The organism is Clostridium carboxidivorans P7 (genome assembly GCF_001038625.1).
In the GTDB taxonomy this organism is placed as follows: Bacteria; Bacillota; Clostridia; order Clostridiales; family Clostridiaceae; genus Clostridium_AM; species Clostridium_AM carboxidivorans.
On record NZ_CP011803.1, the window covers coordinates 3,563,850 to 3,584,420 of the forward strand.

The 20,571-nt window shown below is 31.9% G+C and carries 17 protein-coding genes; 2 read left to right on the plus strand and 15 right to left on the minus strand.

Annotated features, from left to right (window positions below):
* Nucleotides 1-201 precede the first annotated feature (201 nt).
* The 12 genes from gltA to allC form a co-directional block, all read right to left on the minus strand.
* Complete coding sequence (gene gltA, locus Ccar_RS27255; RefSeq protein WP_007061336.1) at nt 202-1,584, minus strand: NADPH-dependent glutamate synthase; 1,383 nt, start codon at nt 1,582-1,584, stop codon at nt 202-204.
* 42 nt (nt 1,585-1,626) lie between these two features.
* On the minus strand, nt 1,627-2,520 hold the full coding sequence (locus tag Ccar_RS27260; RefSeq protein ID WP_007061335.1) for a sulfide/dihydroorotate dehydrogenase-like FAD/NAD-binding protein: 894 nt from the start codon (nt 2,518-2,520) through the stop codon (nt 1,627-1,629).
* A gap of 91 nt (nt 2,521-2,611) precedes the next feature.
* Complete coding sequence (locus tag Ccar_RS15680; protein WP_007061334.1) at nt 2,612-4,630, minus strand: methyl-accepting chemotaxis protein; 2,019 nt, start codon at nt 4,628-4,630, stop codon at nt 2,612-2,614.
* Between the two features lie 57 nt (nt 4,631-4,687).
* Nucleotides 4,688-5,632: a carbamate kinase gene (gene arcC, locus Ccar_RS15685; RefSeq protein ID WP_007061333.1), complete on the minus strand. Its 945-nt coding sequence runs from the start codon at nt 5,630-5,632 to the stop codon at nt 4,688-4,690.
* A 112-nt stretch (nt 5,633-5,744) separates the two neighbouring features.
* Complete coding sequence (locus Ccar_RS15690; protein WP_007061332.1) at nt 5,745-7,013, minus strand: MFS transporter; 1,269 nt, start codon at nt 7,011-7,013, stop codon at nt 5,745-5,747.
* Between the two features lie 28 nt (nt 7,014-7,041).
* Nucleotides 7,042-7,890, minus strand: a complete 849-nt coding sequence (locus Ccar_RS15695) for an oxamate carbamoyltransferase subunit AllH family protein (protein WP_007061331.1) — start codon at nt 7,888-7,890, stop codon at nt 7,042-7,044.
* Between the two features lie 45 nt (nt 7,891-7,935).
* Nucleotides 7,936-9,201, minus strand: coding sequence for a YlbE family protein (locus Ccar_RS27440; RefSeq protein ID WP_007061330.1), 1,266 nt, complete (start codon nt 9,199-9,201; stop codon nt 7,936-7,938).
* 1 nt (nt 9,202) lies between these two features.
* Nucleotides 9,203-10,975: an acyl-CoA synthetase FdrA gene (gene fdrA, locus Ccar_RS27445; RefSeq protein ID WP_007061329.1), complete on the minus strand. Its 1,773-nt coding sequence runs from the start codon at nt 10,973-10,975 to the stop codon at nt 9,203-9,205.
* Between the two features lie 20 nt (nt 10,976-10,995).
* Complete coding sequence (gene allD / locus Ccar_RS15710) at nt 10,996-12,045, minus strand: ureidoglycolate dehydrogenase (protein WP_007061328.1); 1,050 nt, start codon at nt 12,043-12,045, stop codon at nt 10,996-10,998.
* Nucleotides 12,046-12,256: 211 nt separating this feature from the next.
* On the minus strand, nt 12,257-13,048 hold the full coding sequence (gene allE, locus Ccar_RS15715; protein ID WP_007061327.1) for a (S)-ureidoglycine aminohydrolase: 792 nt from the start codon (nt 13,046-13,048) through the stop codon (nt 12,257-12,259).
* Nucleotides 13,049-13,050: 2 nt separating this feature from the next.
* Nucleotides 13,051-14,310 (minus strand): MFS transporter, encoded by a 1,260-nt coding sequence (locus Ccar_RS15720; protein ID WP_007061326.1) that lies wholly within the window; start codon nt 14,308-14,310, stop codon nt 13,051-13,053.
* A gap of 23 nt (nt 14,311-14,333) precedes the next feature.
* Nucleotides 14,334-15,560 carry an allantoate deiminase gene (allC, locus tag Ccar_RS15725; RefSeq protein WP_007061325.1) on the minus strand — a complete coding sequence of 409 codons (1,227 nt, stop codon included), beginning with the start codon at nt 15,558-15,560 and terminating at the stop codon, nt 14,334-14,336.
* A 211-nt stretch (nt 15,561-15,771) separates the two neighbouring features.
* Here allC and Ccar_RS15730 point away from each other — a divergent pair, with 211 nt between their 5' ends.
* Complete coding sequence (locus Ccar_RS15730; RefSeq protein WP_007061324.1) at nt 15,772-16,653, plus strand: alpha/beta hydrolase; 882 nt, start codon at nt 15,772-15,774, stop codon at nt 16,651-16,653.
* Between the two features lie 78 nt (nt 16,654-16,731).
* Here the strand turns inward: Ccar_RS15730 and Ccar_RS15735 are convergent, their stop codons facing one another.
* The gene (locus Ccar_RS15735; protein ID WP_007061323.1) at nt 16,732-18,360 is read right to left on the minus strand and encodes a PucR family transcriptional regulator; all 1,629 of its coding nucleotides are present in this window, start codon (nt 18,358-18,360) and stop codon (nt 16,732-16,734) included.
* A 275-nt stretch (nt 18,361-18,635) separates the two neighbouring features.
* Nucleotides 18,636-19,538, minus strand: coding sequence for a D-alanine--D-alanine ligase (locus tag Ccar_RS15740; protein WP_007061322.1), 903 nt, complete (start codon nt 19,536-19,538; stop codon nt 18,636-18,638).
* Between the two features lie 222 nt (nt 19,539-19,760).
* On the opposite strand from Ccar_RS15740, the gene Ccar_RS27590 reads away from it, so the two are divergent.
* Nucleotides 19,761-19,883, plus strand: coding sequence for a hypothetical protein (locus Ccar_RS27590; RefSeq protein WP_007061321.1), 123 nt, complete (start codon nt 19,761-19,763; stop codon nt 19,881-19,883).
* Between the two features lie 32 nt (nt 19,884-19,915).
* Here the strand turns inward: Ccar_RS27590 and Ccar_RS15745 are convergent, their stop codons facing one another.
* Entirely contained in the window at nt 19,916-20,554 is a 639-nt protein-coding gene (locus Ccar_RS15745; RefSeq protein ID WP_048030140.1) for an amino acid ABC transporter permease, read from the minus strand.
* Nucleotides 20,555-20,571 lie beyond the last annotated feature (17 nt).

The window sequence follows — 20,571 nt, forward strand, 5'->3', positions numbered from 1 at the left end:
CTTATATATTATATCATATAAGATATAAGACAACTGATATTTAACGTTAAATCTAAGATTGAAATGGAAATTTTTGAAATAATCCCATAACTAATTTAAGCTGGAGAAAGGATTACCTCATCTCCAGCTCTATTAAAATATAAGATTAAAGGGCATATTTGAATGACTAGTGCCAAGCTTTTTTATTATTGGCACTGTTATTTATTTATTTAAAAATTCATCAATAGCTTTAGCAGCTTTTTTACCTGCTCCCATGGCAAGAATAACTGTAGCAGCACCTGTTACGGCGTCACCTCCAGCATACACCGATTGCCTTGAAGTAAGTCCTGTTTCTTCCTCAGCTACTATACATTTATATTTATTTATCTCTAAACCTTTAGTTGTTGAAGAAATTAATGGATTTGGTGAAGTTCCAAGGGACATTATTACTGTGTCTACATTCATTATGAACTCTGATCCTTCCACAACAACAGGTCTTCTTCTACCTGATGCATCTGGTTCTCCTAATTCCATTCTTACACATTTTACACCTGTAACCCAGCCATTTTCATCTCCTAGAATTTCTGTAGGGTTTGTAAGTATATCAAGTATTACACCTTCTTCTTTTGCATGGTGTACTTCTTCAACTCTTGCTGGAAGTTCTGATTCTGATCTTCTATATACAATATGAACTTCTGCTCCAAGTCTTAATGCTGTTCTAGCAGCATCCATTGCAACATTTCCACCACCAACTACAGCTACTTTTTTACCTACTTTTATTGGAGTATCAAACTCTTCCTTAAAAGCTTTCATTAGGTTATTTCTTGTTAAGAATTCATTTGCTGAAAATACTCCATTTAGGTTTTCTCCTGGTATTCCCATGAATTTAGGGAGTCCCGCTCCTGAACCAATGAATATTGCATCAAAACCTTCTTCTTCTAATAGTTGATCTATTGTAACAGTTCTTCCAACTATAACATTGGTTTCTATTTTAACACCTAGCTTTTTAACATTTTCCACTTCGTGTTTAACAACAGTATCCTTTGGAAGTCTGAATTCTGGAATTCCATATACTAAAACACCACCAGCTTCGTGTAAAGCTTCAAATATTGTCACGTCATAGCCGAGTTTTGCTAAATCTCCAGCACACGTAAGTCCTGCTGGACCACTTCCGATAATAGCTACTTTTTTTCCATTGCTAGTTTTTTTATCTGACAAATCTATATTATTTTCCCTTGACCAGTCTGCTACAAATCTCTCAAGCTTACCTATAGATATGGCTTCTCCTTTTATTCCAAGAATGCATTTTCCTTCACATTGACTTTCTTGTGGACATACTCTCCCACAAACTGCTGGAAGTGCACTGGATTCTGCTATTATTTTAGCAGCTTCTTCAAAATTTTCTTCTTTTACTTTTGATATAAACGCTGGTATATTTATTGATACAGGACATTTAGAAACACACATAGGTTTTTTGCACTCTAAACACCTAGATGCTTCTAATACGGCTTCATCCTTACTATATCCTAGACAAACTTCATGAAAGTTTTTAGCTCTTAATCCTGGATCTTGTTCTTTTACTGGTGTTCTTTTCATTCTATCCATTACTTCTTCCTCCTTGCATCCCTCATAAGCACATAATAATCATTAATCATTGTGCCTACCACAGCCACATCCTTTTCTATGATGAGTATCTCCTTCTATTTCCTTTAAAGCTTTTCTTCCCTCTTCAGTCTTATACATTTTTTGTCTTCTCATAGCCTCATCAAAATTTACAAGGTGTCCATCAAATTCTGGTCCATCAACACAAGCAAATTTCACTTCTTCTCCTACAGTTACTCTGCAAGCACCGCACATTCCTGTACCATCTACCATTATAGGATTCAAACTTACTATAGTTTTAATTCCATATTCCTTTGTAAGCTTAGCTACAAATTTCATCATAATCATTGGTCCTATGGCTACCACATGATCATATTTTTTACCTTCGTTATCTATAAGCTCTTTTAATAAGTTTGTAACAAGGCCCTTATATCCGTGACTTCCATCATCCGTAGCAACATACAAGCTTTTACACACAACTTTCATTTCATCTTCAAGTATTATGCAATCCTTTGACTTTGATCCAACTATAACATCTACATTAACTCCATTTTCATGTAACCATTTAACTTGTGGATATACTGGTGCTGTACCTACTCCACCAGCTATAAATATTATATTCTTTTTCTTTAGTTCCTCTATATCTTCATAAACGAGATCTGACGGTTGACCTAGTGGACCTACAAAATCTTCAAAAGCTTGTCCCTTTTCATATTCAGCCATTTTTTTAGTTGATTCGCCAAGAGTTTGAAATACTATAGTTACAGTTCCTTTCTCGGCATTGTAGTCACAAATTGTAAGAGGTATTCGCTCCCCTCTTTCGTCCATCTTAACTATAACAAATTGTCCTGGATAACAAGACTTAGCAACTCTTGGAGCTTCTATATCCATTAGATAAATGTTTTCTGCCAATAATTTTTTATCTACTATTTTATACATTTCTATTCCTCAACTTTCTCTACTTCTAATTAAAATACTTCTCCTCTATGTTGAAATTATCAATTCTTATCTTCATTCATTAGGAAATTTTTTATATTTTAAAATTATCAAGAGATTTTCTTAAATCATTTATATAATTTTCTAAATCAACAGCATTAGAGGTTACTACACTTGCACTAGCAGTTTGTTCTTCTGACGAAGCACTTACTTGTTCTATAGATGCTGCATTTTCTTCTGAATTTGCTGTAATAGTATTAACAGCTTCTAATATTTTATTTTTATTATCATCAATTATTTTTACATTCTCAAATGTTAAGTTTACACTTTTTCCTATTCCCTTTATAGAATCACTAATGAAATTGAAGGTGCTATTAGCATTTTCTACTGCTCCAGTTTGTTCTTCTGCACTTTGCTTTAAATTTCTCATATAATTAACTGTATGAATAGAATCTTGTTGAATCATATCAGTAATTTCTTTAATTTTTTGTGTAAACTCTGCAGAACTTTCAGCTAGTTTTCTTATTTCATCAGCCACTACACTAAAGCCTCTACCTGCTTCTCCTGCTCTTGCTGCCTCGATTGAAGCATTTAATGCCAATAGATTAGTTTGTTCTGAAATAACTTTTATTGCTGCCAAAATTTTATCTATATTCTTAATATCACTAGCTAAATGGTTCACCATATTTTCTATTTTACAAGTTAACTGAATATTTTCTTTAGCTTTGATGTTAAGAACGCACATATTATCCACACCAGTAGTTACTTGTTTCTTAATCTTGTTAACAGATTCATTCACAAAAGAAAAATCTTCTGTCATAACATCTAGTTTTTCGGAAAAATTTTTAATTGATACTGAAATCTTTTCTGTTTCTTGAACCTGATCTGTAGAGCTGATAGCTATACTTGCTATTGCACCTGAAACTTCTTCAGCAGCAACAGCGGTTTGTTTTGCCGTTAATACTAATGATGATGACGTGTTAAGTACTTTATCAGTAATTTGATTTACATTTTCTATTAAACCCTTAGTTCCTTTTCTTGCTGCTTCAACACCTTGTGCAAGCAATTGAAACTCATCTCCAGATTTTAAAACTAATTCATGAGTCATATTTCCCTCACTCATGATATTTGTAGCTTCTAGTATCTTATTAATATTATTCATCATTATTTTGCTTACCACTATTGACAATATTATTGTAAGCACTAATAAAAATAAGGATAAAAACAATATTTTATAAAGTATTTTATATACAGGTGCTAAAAGATCAGAATTATATCCAACACTCCAGATAGTCCAACCCGTTCTCGGATAATAGGTACATTTTATGTGTCTTGTTTCATTTTTTCCCTTTTCAACACTTGTATCATTAAATGTGGAATTTGTCTTTCCAACAGAAAGATCATGCATCTTCTGCTCTGTAATTTTTTTATTAATTAAATCTTTGTTATTATGCACAAGATAATTTTCCCCTTGAGTTATGAACGTGTAACCTTTTTCTCCTATCTTGTAGCCACTATTTATTTTATTTAGTGTATCTAATCGTATAACAATTCCCAATACACCAACCATTTCATTGTTATCATTTTTTATTTTTTTAACAATGGTCAATATGTTTTTACCAGTGTTAGCATCAGCATAAACTGCTGTATATGCAATATTATCTGTTGCCTTAGCTTGTATATACCAGGGCCTTTTTCTTGGATCATATCCTGTAGGTACTGAATTCCTAGCAGGGTCAAAGTAGTATTGACCCGTTTCTGTTCCATAGGAAATAAGTTGTACAAGAGGATGAGAATTTTGAAAATCTTTAAATAAACTAATCATCTTAGCAGAATTATTCTGTGGGTCTGCTAAAATATTCTTTAGATAGTAGTTTTCAGCAAATTGGTTTAAAGAAGCTTCATTATCACCAAAGAACTGATCTAAATAGGTTGTATACCTACTCAATATATTATCAACATTACTATTTTGATTGGATTTCATTTCACTATATACTTGAGTAGACATAACGCTGCCTAGGACACATATGTTTAACAAAGAAGTCACTACTGCAAATATTATCAGTTTTGTTCTAAAACTTTTAATTTTTAATATTCTTGTATTCTTTTCCATAGGTGAACCACCTTTTTCATCATATCTTCATTTTGCTTAATCATAAGCTCAATAATATTAATTCAAGCTTATAGTAGTTCCACTTTCACCTCTTAAGGCTAATTTTGCCTTCTCTAGTGAAGCAATAATTGCCTTTCTACCTTTTTTAGATTCAGCAAATTTTAAAGCTGCTTCAACTTTAGGAAGCATACTTCCTTTAGCAAAATAACCTTCTTCAATATATTTTCTAGCCTCTTCTGCTGTTAATTTATCTAAATCTATTTGATTTGGTTTACCAAAATTTATTGCAACCCTATCTACCCCTGTTAATATAACAAGTTCATCTGCATCAATATCCTCAGCTAATTTTTCTGAAGCAAAATCCTTATCTATTACTGCAGCTACACCTTGAAGAGTTTTATCTTCTAGCTCAATTACAGGAATTCCGCCGCCTCCTGTTGAAATTACTACATTATCATTGTCTATCAATGTTTTTATAGATTCTAATTCTACTATTTTTTTAGGCTTAGGTGATGCAACTACTCTTCTATATCCACGTCCTGAATCTTCTATCATTACATAACTTTTTTCTTTTTCAAGAGCTTCTGCCTCACATTTTTTATAAAATGCACCAATAGGCTTTGTTGGATTTTTGAATCCCGAATCATCTTTATCAACAACAACTTGAGTTATAACGCTTATTACTGGTTTATTGATTCCTCTTTTTACAAGTTCATCTCTTAATGCCTGTTGAATATTGTAGCCAATCATCCCTTGACTCATTGCACCACAAATATCAAAAGGCATAGCAGGAGTTATTTCACTTGCATGTTCATTTTGTATTGCAATTCTACCTACCTGTGGTCCATTACCATGAGCTATTATTACCTTATGTCCTTCTTCTATTAACTCAGCAAGATGCACAACTGTTTGTTTTACAATTTCTAATTGTGCCTCTGCTGTTGGTATTGAATCTTCCGATTGAAGCGCGTTTCCACCTAATGCTATAACAATTTTTCTCATAATATTCCTCCAAAAAATTTAATATATTTTATAATTACATTAGAAAATTTTTTACTTTGTATATTTAATTAAAGTGTTTTTTTATGTAAAAATTCAGATAATTAATATATCATTATATTTTGCTTACATTTTGCTTTACCGTTGTAGCAACTATGGCAGCTAGCACAATAGCAACCGCTATAAAAGTAAATGCTGCATTATACGATCCTCCAGATATATGAATTAAATACCCCATAGTAAAAGGAGATATAAATCCGGCAATTTGGCCACCAAAGTTAACAATACTAGTACCAGTTCCTGCTATTTTTGAATCCATGCTATCTACAACCAATCCCCAGAAAACTCCTTGTGCACAAAACATGAAGAATGCTGCAACAACTTGATAGAAAATACACATATTAGCAGATGCTGCACTAAAAGTTAGATATAAAAACACCCCTGCAAACAATGCATTTGAAACAAAAAACCACTTTCTATGACCTTGAGTATGATCAGATATATATCCTCCTATTAAAATACCTATTGTACCTACCAAATATGGAAGTGCACCAAATATTCCTGTTTTAATTAATGAAAATCCTCTTTCCATCATTAAGTAACTAGGAAGCCAACTTACAAACCCCCAGAAAGTAATATCAAATAGGAACCAAATAATACTCAATTGCCATAAAATAGGCCTTGCCAAATATTCTTTAAATGGTATTTTTGAACCAGTATCATTTTTAACTTCATCTTGTGAAATTTCTGAAAGTTCTTCATCTGTAATTTTAGGATGATCGGCTGGGTTATCCTTAAATTTAAACCAAATATAAATACCTAAAATTACTCCTGGTATGCCAAGTACTAAAAAAATTTTTCTCCATCCATAAATAGATATAATAGCAGCTCCAATAATTGATGCTACAGCAGGTCCTAAAGTATTAACAGTGGATTGAATACTGGTAGCAGTTCCCCTTTGTTTACGCGGGAAATATGTAGTAATCGTCTTATAAGAAGCTCCTGGGAAACAACCTTCTCCAATTCCGAAAAAGAAACGTACTATCAATAATACTGGATAAAATAAAACTGTACCTGTAATAGTAGTAAATATAGACCACCATACTATACCTATTGATAAAAGCTTTCTAAAACCAAATTTATCTGCAAGTACTCCCCCTGGAATTTGAAACATAGCGTATCCCACGAAAAATGCACTTACTATAGCTCCCTGTTCAATAGAATTGATATTAAACTCTTTACCGATAAAAGGTAATGATAAAGTAATAACCATTCTATCTATGAAAGAGAACAACCATCCTAACCATAATACAAGTAAAACCGAATACCTTACTTTCCATTTATGACTTGATTGAGAATTTATGACAACCTTTTCTTTTTTCATAGGCTCATCTCCTAACAATCATTTAATTCTATTTGCAACTTTTTAGTGTATGCAGTCCCAGAAAAATTCCTGCTATCATATCAGAGCCTGAAGTATGTCCAAATTGAAGCACTTTTTCTATACTTTTTTCTAATGATTTTTCATCAATTTCAATCAAAGCCTGATACATATCAAGCAAAGCATCATTATAACAATTCTGGAAAGCACTCATATAATAATGTATACTAATATCTGTTGTATATTTTCTTTCCTTAATAAGTTCCTCTAATTCTTCTAAAAATTCCTGTCCTAATATAGGACATATTCTATTAACAAACAGAATTCCAACTAAAAAATCATCTCCTGATGGAGTTAATCCCAATCCATATCCTATCCATTTTAATAGAGCTATCCTTATAAAATCTTTTTCTTTACTTTGAAAACTGGAACATAATCTATCTATTCTTGTATCATCCTTTCTCACTAATTGAGATAATGAGAATCCCAAGCCTGTTTTCAAATTCAAATCAATATTATTTTTTAACAAATCAAAATATGATTTTGACATACTGTGAGGTCTCTGCTTCAGAAAATTGCTGAAACCTTTTCCTTCTCTAAGCTGTATTTCAATTCCTTTTGTTTCCAATTGTCCCTTTTCTTTATTCCAAACAAAGCTTATCTTCCTGCCATCTACCAATTCTAATAATGATGGAATATACTGTTCCTTAAGTAAAATACCATATGGTAATTTAGTGTTTTGCCTATTTCCAACAAAACATAAAAATTCATCTACTTTTATATTAAAGCCACTTTCAAAGCAGCTGTGAACAGCATATTCCTCATTCTCTCTCAATAGCTTCATAAGTTCAATAGAGACACTTTCGATCTGTATTTTCATCGATAATCACCTCGTGATACACATTGAAGCTTTAAGTAAATATAATTATTCTGTATATCCTAGTTTTTTTGCATATGCTAAAACTGCTTTTTCAAAACATTCAATAGGTGGATGTACTGTTCCAGCTCCAATTTGGCCTAATCCTGCTTTTTTATGGGCAATTCCAGTATTAATAACTGGAGTAATTCCCTTTTCAACAACTTTTCTAGCATCTATTCCAAGACAAATTCCTTTAAAGTTCCATGTTGGAATAATGAAATTAGGATTTTCATCAATAACAATCTCTCTCATCTGATTGCTGATTTCAAGTGCATCTTCAAATCCTCCAGTTCCTACAAATCTGGTAACTGCAGGTGCAGCAATCATTGCCATTCCTCCAACTCCAAAGGTTTCTGTAATAGCACTATCTCCCATATCAGGGCTTGCCATATCTCCATCATAGCCTGCAAAGTATAAACCTTGTGGAGTATTTACAGGAGCTGTAAACCATTCATCTCCCATTCCTGAAATTCTGATACCAAAATTTTCTCCATTTCTGCACATAGCTGTAACAATAGTTCCTACTTGAATTGTTCTCGCTGCATCCATAACTGCTTTAGCTGAAGCCATCATGATATTAAGGAAAAATTGATCTGTATCTGCAAGAAATTTAACAACCTGACTTTTATCATCTGCATTCATATCAAGTTTAACTATAACAGGACTTATCTCCCTTAAGAATGCTAAAGAAGCAGCAATGTTTCTTTGATGGAATTCATCTCCCATAGCAATAGCTTTTGCAATCATAGGATTAACTGCTAAACCGCTTTCAAAAGTTCTAAGGGCCTTTCCTAAAGTAGGTCCTAACACATCTCTTATCCATCTAAGTCTTACAACTACTTCTTCAGAATAAGCTCCAAATCTTAAAACCTTACCAATTCCCTCATTTAAAGTACAATATGCTCTATTTCCATCTGTCGTATTTTCTACAACAAATACTGGCATATTAGCAGAAGTAATTCCACCCATTGGTCCAACCGCCTGTACATTATGACATGGAATAAATCTAACTTCTCCTGAACTTAAAAGCTCTCTTGCTTTCTCTTCTGTATCTGCCCATTCTTCAAAAAGTACTGCTCCAATACATGATCCCTGCATAGGATCCGGCATGTTTTCCCACTTTATAGGTGGACCTGCATGTAATAGAACTTTTGCTCCATTTAATTCTTGAATCACTGTTTTTGCTTGCACCACATCTAAAAGAACGGGAGATGCAGCTACTATTTTACGAATAACTGCCTGATTGGCAGCGTCTATTGTTTTATAAATCATTTTAATTATCTCCAATCCCAGAAAATTTATAATTTCTCAAATAACGTAATGCTTTAATCATCTGCATATCTCCCCCTGCTGGTGGAGCCCAATTATATTGAACCACTTCACAAGAAAATTCTTTTAACACATTGGAAAAGCTTTCTAATCCAACATTAATAACCTTTGGCTTTTCTTGAAGTAACCTACGTACAGACTCTGATACGCTATATTCTGTGTTATCTGCATTAGTTTTCTTAGGCATAATTTTCTTTGTAATTTCATTAAATTTGTATCCAGCTAATGTAACTGCTACTTCTACAGCATGTTTATTACTTTCACAAACAATAACTCCTGCATCTTCCATTATCTTCTTCTGCTTATCATAATTTTGATAGTCTTGTCTTGTTCCACAGATAGTTGTTACAAAATATAAATCTCTGTTATCTTTTTTTGCATTATCCTGTAATTCCTTAATAGCTGGAAGTAAAGCTCCTGCCATATCTTCGTGAGAACCATATCCTAACACAATATCAAACAGTATAACTCCGGTAGTTGCATCTTTAGCTGCCTCTCTCATACATTCTACTCTCTTAGTAGGGTCAATCATTGGATGTGGCTTACCTTGTGTATATACATCGTCTCCCAGGTCAATTACAACATGCCCTGATGTATTTAACATATAACCTTCTTGTTTTCCTAAAGATACAGACAAATCTAATGTATCCCTGATTATCATTGCAGCCTCTGCTGCCAATGTTCCTCCTGAATAGTATCCTTTAATTGTCTTGTTTTCTTTAGCTGAAAAACTTTTATCCACATTTACACTGCATTTATTTCCTTGTATATTTTCTTTTCTCAATAAACTCACTGCAATTCTTGCTGCTTCATCAAGTGTATATGCATGATAGAAGTTTTCTTCATGAAATTCTGGTTTTTCGCCTAAAAATAGTGTTACTACAGGCTTTTTAAAATTTCTCAAACGTTTCATAACATTGTTACGAACTTTTTCTGCTGGTGGTTTTGATATTACTATTACTACGTCTGTATCCTTATCCTCTTCCATTGCATTAATGGAATCCATCATAGTAATTGCCCCTATATGTTCGGATAAATCTCTTCCTCCTGTTCCAATTGCATTTGTTACTCCTTCTCCTAGACGGTCAATAATAGTTGTTATCTCCTGTATTCCTGTTCCTGAAGCTCCTACTATTCCTATTTTTCCAGGCGTAACATGATTTGTAAATGCTACTGGTATTCCTTTGATAATTCCTGTTCCACAGTCAGGCCCCATAACTAACAATCCTTTTTTGTGAGCCTTTTCTTTTAATTTTTTTTCATCTTCCAATGTAACATTGTCACTAAACATAAACACATTTAAATTCTCATCTAGTGCTCTATCAGCTTCCAAAGCTGCATAAATTCCTGGAATTGATATAACTGCAAGGTTGGCATCCTGAAGCTTGTCCAATGCTTTATCCCATGAATCCACAGCTTCTGATTTTGACTTTTTATTAGATTTTGATGATTGATTTTTAAAAAATTCTTCTGTTTCTGCTAGCACAGCATCTATAATATCTTCCTTTGTTTCTAGAACAATTGCCATGTCATTAGCACTTGCTTCCATTAATTCGGGTGTTTCCATTCCACCTTCTTTAAATATATCTTTATTTGCAGGAGTTGCCATCATGATAGAAACTTTATCAACACCATCCATTGTACTTATTTTGTTTGTCAATAGCATAAGTATAACGGAATCGTGATAGCTTCCCTTTTTTATAATTGTTTTTAACATGAAATTACCGCCTTCCACTTTTATTCAGCAAATTTATTTTTATGATCGTAACGGTTAAAGTGAATATCCTCACTGATTAAATAATTATAGATGTCATCTACAATTTCAACTCCGCCATTGTCATATTTTGCTTTTCTAAGCAATGCTCTTTCTCCTGGGTAATATACCTTATCATTGCCTTTAGATGGTTTCATTTGTGATAATTCATCTAATGAAGCGGACATATTCTTTTTAAAGCTTTCAATATCCGTAAATCTACTTGGATCAATTACAATATGAAGCTGTCCTAAATCTCTTCCTTTAGAAAGATCTGCATACATAGAACTTACATGTTTTCCAAATGGAACGCCTAACATTATTCCAGATAATACGTCAACCATCATCATAAGTCCATATCCTTTTGCTCCTGCAATAGGAAGTAAATTAGCTACGTTTCTTGGATCAGTAGTAGGATCTCCTTCTTCGTCTACTGCCCATGTATCTGGAATTGGTTTGTTTTTAGAACGTGCGTCTAAAATTTTACCCCAAGCCTGAACTGTTGTAGCCATATCAAATATTACTTTTCTTTCATCTGCTGTAGGAACTCCAAAAGCAATTGGATTTGTTCCATAATAAGATTCTGATCCTCCATATGGTACTACCATAGGATCTGACTGACATAGAGTAATTGCAACTAAATCTTCTTTTGCTGCCATTTCTGCATAATATCCTATACTTCCACTGTGTGATATGTTTCTTACTCCTACCACTGCAACTCCTGTTTCTTTTGCCATTTTAATAGCTTCTTCCATAGATAACTTTGCTGCTACATATCCACAGCCATTATCTCCATAAAATACTCCACTAGCAGGTCCAGTTTTCTCAAATTTAAATTCTGGATTTGTAGTAATACCACCCTTAGCAATTCTTTCTGCATAATATTCTACTCTAACTGCTCCATGTGAGTGATAACCTCTTTCATCAGACCATGTTAAAATCTCAGATATAACCTCTGCATGAGAATCAATAAGTCCAGCTTTATGTAATTTATCTTTCATCAATTGCTTTAATTTTGCTCTTTCTAATTTCATTTATGTTTCCTCCAATAAAATTTGATATTTATATAATTAAATTCACTAAAACCTGCGCCTTAGCCAATTTAAATTTTTAACAAGTTTATAAATTATTTAAATAGACATATAGTCAATATCTTAGCAATATCAAGTACATATTAGACAAAACAATTGTTAATATTACTTGATATTGCATAAAACAAATATTTTGATTACTTAAATATGAATATTAAAGTTTTGCATCTCTGTTACAATCTTTAGAATAAATGTATGCAAATTCATCATTTCTGCCAATTCCATAAGCTGCTTGTAAGCTATATGCTCCCATGAATAGGTAATCCCCTTTTTTTACAGGAATCCATTCATTATCTAAATTGTACATACCTTGTCCTGAATAGATATATGCTCCATGCTCTTGTACATGAGTTTCTATGTAACCATGACAAGCTCCTGGTTTAAAAGAAAGTATGTGGAAATTCATGTCAAATCCAATATCTGTAGCAGAAGGTAGAAAATCTTTTACTAATACATCATCCATTCCTTCATAGTGTACCCACTCAACATCATTGATATTGCCAATTACAGTATGTGCCTCAAAACCTTCTATACGATCATAATGTCTTTTATATAAGAAAGCTTTTACTTTTCTATCTCCGTTATTTTCAAAATATAGTTTTCTGTTTTCTGGGCAGAAAATGTAGCCTCCATCTGTTATCACTTGTTCTTTTTCTTCATTCCATACTTTTAAATCACCTTCAAATACATAAAGGAAAGTTTCTACGCCATCTTCACCGAAGCCTAAATGATTACATCCACCTTCATTAACAGTAAGTAAGTAATCTACAAAAGAAGCTCCCAATTTTGGAGATGCTAAGATGGTTAACTCGCAATTTTCAAATCCAGGAATCACATTTTTTACAATGCCATCTGGTTCAATCAAAGCAAAGTTGCCATGTTTTACAACAGATCTGTTTGTTAAAATATCCTTTCTATATCCTGTAACTTGATTTAAATAACTCATAATTATACCTCCACTTTTTTATTACTTAAACTTTTTGCATTAAATAACACAAATAGTAATAATCCAATAACTAATAATACTGCTCCAACATAAAATCCTATTACACCAGAACCTGTCTTATCCATTACAATACCAGTAGCTGCTGGCGCAACAATTGATGATGCCATTCCAAAGAAATTAAACATTCCCAAAGTTGTAGCAAGATTCTTTTTATCTGCTTTGTCTGAAATATAAGAAATCAATACTGGATCAACTGCCATTTTTCCTAAGAATCCATAAAGTAATAATATTATTGCTAAACTAGTTGTATTTGGTGCAAACATAGATACAGCAACTAAAACAAATGCTGAAGCTTCAAGTCCAATAATTATATATGCCTTTTTAGTTCTTATTTTATCTGAAAGACCAGCAAAGAATAATGCTCCTGGAACTGCTGTTACGGAAATCATAGATACTATAAGTCCAACTAATCCACCTTTAATTCCTCTTTCAGTCTGTAGGAATTTTGGAAGCCATGTTACAATCATGTAATACGCATAACATGTACAGAAGTATAAGATATAGCATGAAATCATATTTAGTCCAAATAATGAATTCTTCTGTGCTGGTTGAGTATCCACTTCAGTTTTACTTACTTTTACTTGTTTTTCTGGTTTTACACGATCTGTACTTTTTATTGCAAACACAAACCATAATACAAGTAGGAAAATTAATGCTGAAGAAATAAACACCATTGTCTGCCAAGGCATTTTCATAGTTTTTACAATGTAACTAGAGCCAGTCATACCTAAGATTAATCCTAAAGCAGAACCACTATTTACAATTGCTGTTGAAAAGCCCTTCTTTTCAAACGGTACATGTTGTGCTGTTAATGAAAATGCTGCTCCATAATAAGTTCCACAACCAATACCTGCACATACACTACCTATATAAATTGACGTTAATGATTTTGAAAGTGCAATACCTAACGCACCTAAAGCAAAGATAGTAAATCCAGGTATAAGAACCTTTTTCTGACCAAACTTATCTACCAAAAATCCTGAAGGAATTTGAAGTGCTGTATATCCAAAGAAATAACAGCTTGCAATTACTCCCATTGCTGCATTTGTCTGATGTCCTATAGTTCCTTGAATTTCTGCATAAATAGGAGATAGCATAGCTCTATATATCCAAATTATTGTCCAACCAAGACAAAAGGTAAATACAATTCTCTTCCAATAATTACTCTGAACTGATGTTGATAAATCGTTTTCTTTTAACATTCTAAATCCCCCATCATTTAATATTAATATGCCAATTCATACAAGGATGCTTTTAGCGTTTCAATTCCCTTGTTTAAATCTTCTGTTTTTGTATCTTCAGCTGGATTATGACTAATCCCTTTAATACTAGGTACAAATATCATAGCTGTCGGAATTCTTGGTGCAATTATCTGAGAATCATGTCCTGCACCACTGTGCATAATTTTATAATCTATATTATTCTTCTTGCAGGCATTCTCAATTACATTTGTAATGTTACTATCCATTGGAACTGGATCTTCATCCATCCAGCGGTCAATTTCTATTTCTACATTTGATTCATTAGCTGTCTGTTTCATGAGCTCTTCTATTTCTTCTGTAAACTTACATAAAACTTCTTTATCTGTATGTCTGCAATCCATTGTAAACATTGCATCTCCTGGAACTACATTTACTGTATTAGGTTTCACTAAAATTTTTCCAAAAGTTAAAACTAACGGATCTCCCACTTTTTTTGCTTTTTCAATAGACTCTGTTACAATTTTTGCAAAAACCTGAGTAACATCTTTTCTATATTTCATCAATGTTGTTCCTGCATGGTTAGCCTCGCCTTTTAACTTAATGTTATATCTTCTCTGTCCTACGATGCCGGAAATTACACCTACAGATATTCCTTCCATTTCTAGTGTATTTCCCTGTTCAATATGAAGCTCTACAAAAGCTTTTACATCTGGAATAGAACATGAGTTGTCTTTTTTAAAATCAAATCCGCATTGATGCATAGCATCTACAAAACGAATACCATTTGCATCTTCGATATTCTCTACATCTTTTTTCTCTGCTATTCCAAAAATATTCTTGCTGCCCCAGAAAACATATGGAAATCTGCTTCCTTCTTCCTCTGCCAAGGATATTATTTCTATGTTTTTCTTAGGTTTGCCATAGTTTTCTAATAAACGTTTGATAGCTAAATATCCACCTATAATTCCTAGCTGTCCATCTAATTGTCCACCGTTTACAACCGTATCCACATGTGACCCTGTTGCAATTGTTTCATTACCATTATCTGTTCCAATAATTTTTCCATACAAGTTGCCGATTTCATCAAACCTAGCTTCCATACCTAATTCTTCAAACTTTTTCTTTAATGCCTTTTGTACTTCTAACCAACTTTCCGAATATAACAGTCTGCTTACTCCTCCTAAATCATCTGATCCAAAAGAAGAAATCCAACTTCTTATATCTTCGATTTCTTTTAATAATTCACTCATTACCTAAGCACCTCCATTTCTTTAGCTTATGTATACATTGTATTTGGAGAACCAAATAGTAACAATATTCATTGTGGATAATTCCTCTTTTGGTTTTTTGTCCATTATGCACATTCTAAAATTTAGTATTTTAATGTAAACTAAAAAAAATACAAACTAAAAATTTAAAATATTAATACAATATTCTCATTTTTAATAAGGAGGTATTCTTTTGTATTCTGTAAACTCAAACAAAATGTCCCTAGAGACATTTTGCTATAAAAAAACAAATATAGAATTATATGCTACACTATATCGAAGCACACAAAAAACAACCCGCGCAACTCTTTTATATTTTCATGGTGGCGGATTGTTATTTGGAAAAAGAACAGACCTTCCAGAATATCATATCAATAAATTTTGTGATGCTGGATATTCTATCCTTGCTTTTGATTATAGTTTAGCTCCTATAAATAAATTATCTCATATTATAGGTGACGTAAACGATGCCATTAATTGGTACTTAGATAACCGTACTAATCTATTTTATTCTAAATGCCCATATTTTCTATTTGGAAGATCTGCTGGCGCATACCTATGTCTTCTTGCTGGAAGGATGAATTTGCCAGAAGCCCCTAGTGGAATTCTTTCTTATTATGGTTATGCATTTGTTCATGATTCCTGGTATACTCAGCCAAACTCATATTATATGAAATTTCCTGCTGTAGATGTTGAAACAATCAATAAGATATGTAAAGAAGAGGAATCCGCAGAAGGTTCATTGGATACACGATATAGCTTATATGTCTATGCCAGACAAACAGGAAAGTGGATATCTATGCTAGTTGGTGATTCCATGGAGGATTTTTATAACTCATTTTCATTTAAGAAAACAAAAGATTTCACCAATTTTCCTCCCGTATTGCTTGCTCATAGTTTTCATGATCCAGATGTGCCTTTTTCAGAATCTCAAATTTTATCCTCTCTTCTACCTAATTCAAACCTATTTGTATCTTCTATCAAAGCACATGATTTTGACAAAGATACAACCTGTGAAGACGCTTTATCTTTAATAGAAGAATCTTTAGATTTTATGAAAGTTTATTGTAAATAAAGAAAAGTATATTATTTTGTGCATATTAACGAAAACCGCCAGACTTGCTGGCGGTTTATTTTGGTTTCATAATTTTGATTATTTTTCTTCTGTTAAAATCAAACTTAATTGTAATTGGAGTATAAAATCAGACTCATCTATTTTTCTCCCTAAAATCTCCTCACACTTTTTTATTCTATATTTTACAGTATTTCTATGAAGAAACATCTTATTTGAAGTTTCTGTAATGCTACATTTGGATTCCAGATAAGTTCTTAAGGTATTTCTAATTTCTAAGCTTTTCACATCTTGTGGATATGCTAATGTCTTTAAATTATAGATACAAAATCCTTCTACTTCATCTTTAGAAAGCGTTTTCAATAACTCGTTAACATTTTTTGTTTTAAAATGCTTAATAAAAGAAATATCATCTCTTTCCTCTCCCACCTGATAGCTTTCTAAAGCTCCATAATAAGAGTATTTTATTGCTTCTATTTCCGATACCCTATTACCATATGAAAAAGTAACTTTTACTTGTAGCATTTCCAAAAGTCTATCATGATAATATCGCAACTTTTCTTCTAGATCATTGTCATTATCTTGAATTAGTAATACATATCTATAATTTTCAATTTCCGGAACTAATATAATGCTGTTATGATAATTTTTTAAAATGTCTTTTTGTAACCACTCATAAATAAAAATGTACTTTTGTTCACGATGAGAAAACTTATCAACATGAAACTTATTGTTTTTAAAAGATTCTAATGTTACTAAGACAACATAATAGAACTTACTAGGCCTTAATCCATGCTTTTCTTCAATAGACAACAACTGCTGCGGCGGTAATTCCTCCATTTTATTTTTATCTAATAGCAAAAGCAAAAATCTTTCATTATCTTTTAATTTATGATATAAAATACACAAGTTTTTATATAATGAAAATTCAAATGCAAGCAGAACCTGCTCTATAACTAAAGCTGAAATATCAGCAGGCAATGACTCTGAGTTAAAAATAAAGAGATAATAAGAATTCCGTCCAAAAGCATGAAAAGGATAAATGGAAATTCTACCTTTTTTCTTCTTTGGATCAATATAATATTGTACTACCCCTGATTGTTTTTTATAAAGGGACAAGGAAAAAAATAATTCTTTTACATTTTTCATATCTCCTTCTATAAAATTATCATTGGAACCAATAATATTCCCAAGCGGATCCATAAGTACAACTAGCTTTTTTAGGATAATACCCAAATTATTTAACAAGACTTCTGTAGATGCTCCCTGAAATATAAGTGTAGAGAACTTTTTCTGGGTATTTAGTGCATATAGTACTTCCTTGTTTTGGACGTTCCATAAATAGCCAAGCATTTGATGATATATTTCTCCTAAGGTAACATCCATAGGAATCTGTAAAAGGGGAAATCCCAACTCATCTGCTGTCATGATAACTTTTTCATCTAAGTAATTAATAAAACGTCCTAGTTTTATTGCCAATGCTGCACATGGCAAGTCATTTAATTTACGAATAAGCATACAAAGCTGTTCCTGATCATCCTTATACGCCATAGCTGTTGTAATAAGTAATGTATTTTTGGGCAAATATTCAGCTACATCAGGAGTCTCTGTTGATTCTATTGTTTCTATTTCTCTATACAAATCAGCATTTTTATTAATTACTTTTAGCTTAGAAAAAGAATTTACCTTCAATAATTCAAAAATATTCATTTAACCCTCCTAAGACCATTCTAAATAACATGTCTATTTAAATCATAATTCTACAACAACTTCTAAGTTTAGACAAATTTCAAGACATACAATTATTATATATTTGCTTAAGTAATATTTCAATTGAATAATTTTTATCTTAAAAGAAAGCATATTGATTATATTTTTTCATGTATTTAAAGAAATTACATATAATCCATTTTACATATAAAATAAAATTCCTCCATCAAATTGACAGAGGAATTTGTTTTTATTATTCACGCATTTATTAACTTTTATCTTACTTCAACTAATGAATACTCAGTTATTTTATCTAATAAATCTGTATATGACATATTTACAGCCTTTGCACTTTTAGGGAATAAGCTATTTTTAGTCATTCCTGGCAATGTATTTAACTCAAGTACATATGGTACTCCTTCTTTTATTATCATGTCTACTCTTACATACACACTACATTTTAAAACTTTCCAACATTTTAATGCCATTTCTTCTATTTTATTTTGAAGTCCTTCTTCAAATTGCACTATAATTTCATCCGAACCACCATCTGCATATTTTGCTGTATAATCAAAGAATTCTGCTTTAGGCTTTATAGCTATTATTGGAAGTACCTTTCCATTCATTATACAGCAAGTTATCTCATCACCTTTAATATATTTTTCTATCATAACTTCAGTGTCATAATCTAATGCTAATCTTACTGCACTTTCTATATCCTGCTTTTTCTTAATTATATTTGTAGCTACGCTTGAACCTCCACAATTAGGTTTTACTACTACAGGATATTCCATCTTTTCTATAAAATCATAATCTATTTCTTCCACAGATTTTACAGATAACCAATCTGCTGTGTTTATTCCTGCTGATCTTAATAATTTTTTAGTTATGTCTTTGTCCATGCATATACCACTTGTCAATGGACCACATCCAGAATAAGGGATATCCATAGTTTCAAGTACTGCCTGTATTATTCCATCTTCTCCAAACTTACCATGCAGTGCTATAAATGCAAAATCTATATCTTTTGCTTTTGCAATAATATCATCTTTTTTATCTATTACTATTGGAACAACCTCATATTTTTCTTTATTAAAATATTTTACTATCTCTTTTCCTGAATTTAAGGAAACTTCTCTTTCAGAAGATATTCCACCCATTATAACTCCTATTTTCATTTCAATTCCTCCATGTACTTTATTTCTATCCTTACTTATATTTTATACAAAAGCTAAAATAAATAAAGTACCACCCTTCAGCTATTTTAACTATGATGTGGTATTTATGTATGAATTTAAATATAATATTGCTTGTGTTTCTGGAAAAATATGGTATAATAGTTTACATATTCTTGTTTTGGCTCCATTAAATTTCTTTATTATTGGGAGGAAGATTATATTATGAAAAAGGTAGAAGATTTCGAAATAACTAGCGATGTAATTGAAGAATGCTTAAAAGAGTGTTTAGACAATTGTAATTTAAAAAAAGAAAAGAGAAAAAAAACTTCAATTAGCAATAAGTAACTGAAGTCTTTTCCAATAACAAAAGATTAAAATTAATATACAGAATACTTTTTTTCAATATTTCTAAATACCGTTACAAGTATTGAGGTAATAAATAAATATACTACTGCAGCTATCATAAAAGGGGTAATGGTGAAATCTCGTGTTACAATTTCCTTTGCAGCTCTGAGCAAGTCACCAATACCAATAGCTGCAACTAATGCTGTATCTTTTATAAGATTTATACTCTCATTACAAACTGCAGGAATAACGTTTCTCACAGCTTGGGGTATTATTATTTTTACCATAGTTTGTCCATAACTCATTCCAAGAGCCTTAGCTGCTTCAAATTGACCTTTATCAATGGATTCTATTCCAGCTCTAAATATTTCTGCTAAATATGCTGCATAATTTACAGTGAATGCTATACTTGCTGCTGTTAATGGTTCTAATCTTATACCCATTACAGGAAGTCCAAAGTATGTGAAAAAAAGTTGAAGTAATAAAGGAGTTCCTCTAAAAGCCCATGTATATAAACTTAATACTATTCTCAAAGGTTTTACACTTGATATTTTTCCTACTGCAACTAAAACCCCTAAAGGTATTGAAAGAACTGCAACTATTAAAAATAGTTCTAAAGATATTAAACTCCCTTTTAAAATAAATCCTGTAACATCCATAAGATTAGTCATTTAAACCACTTCCCTCT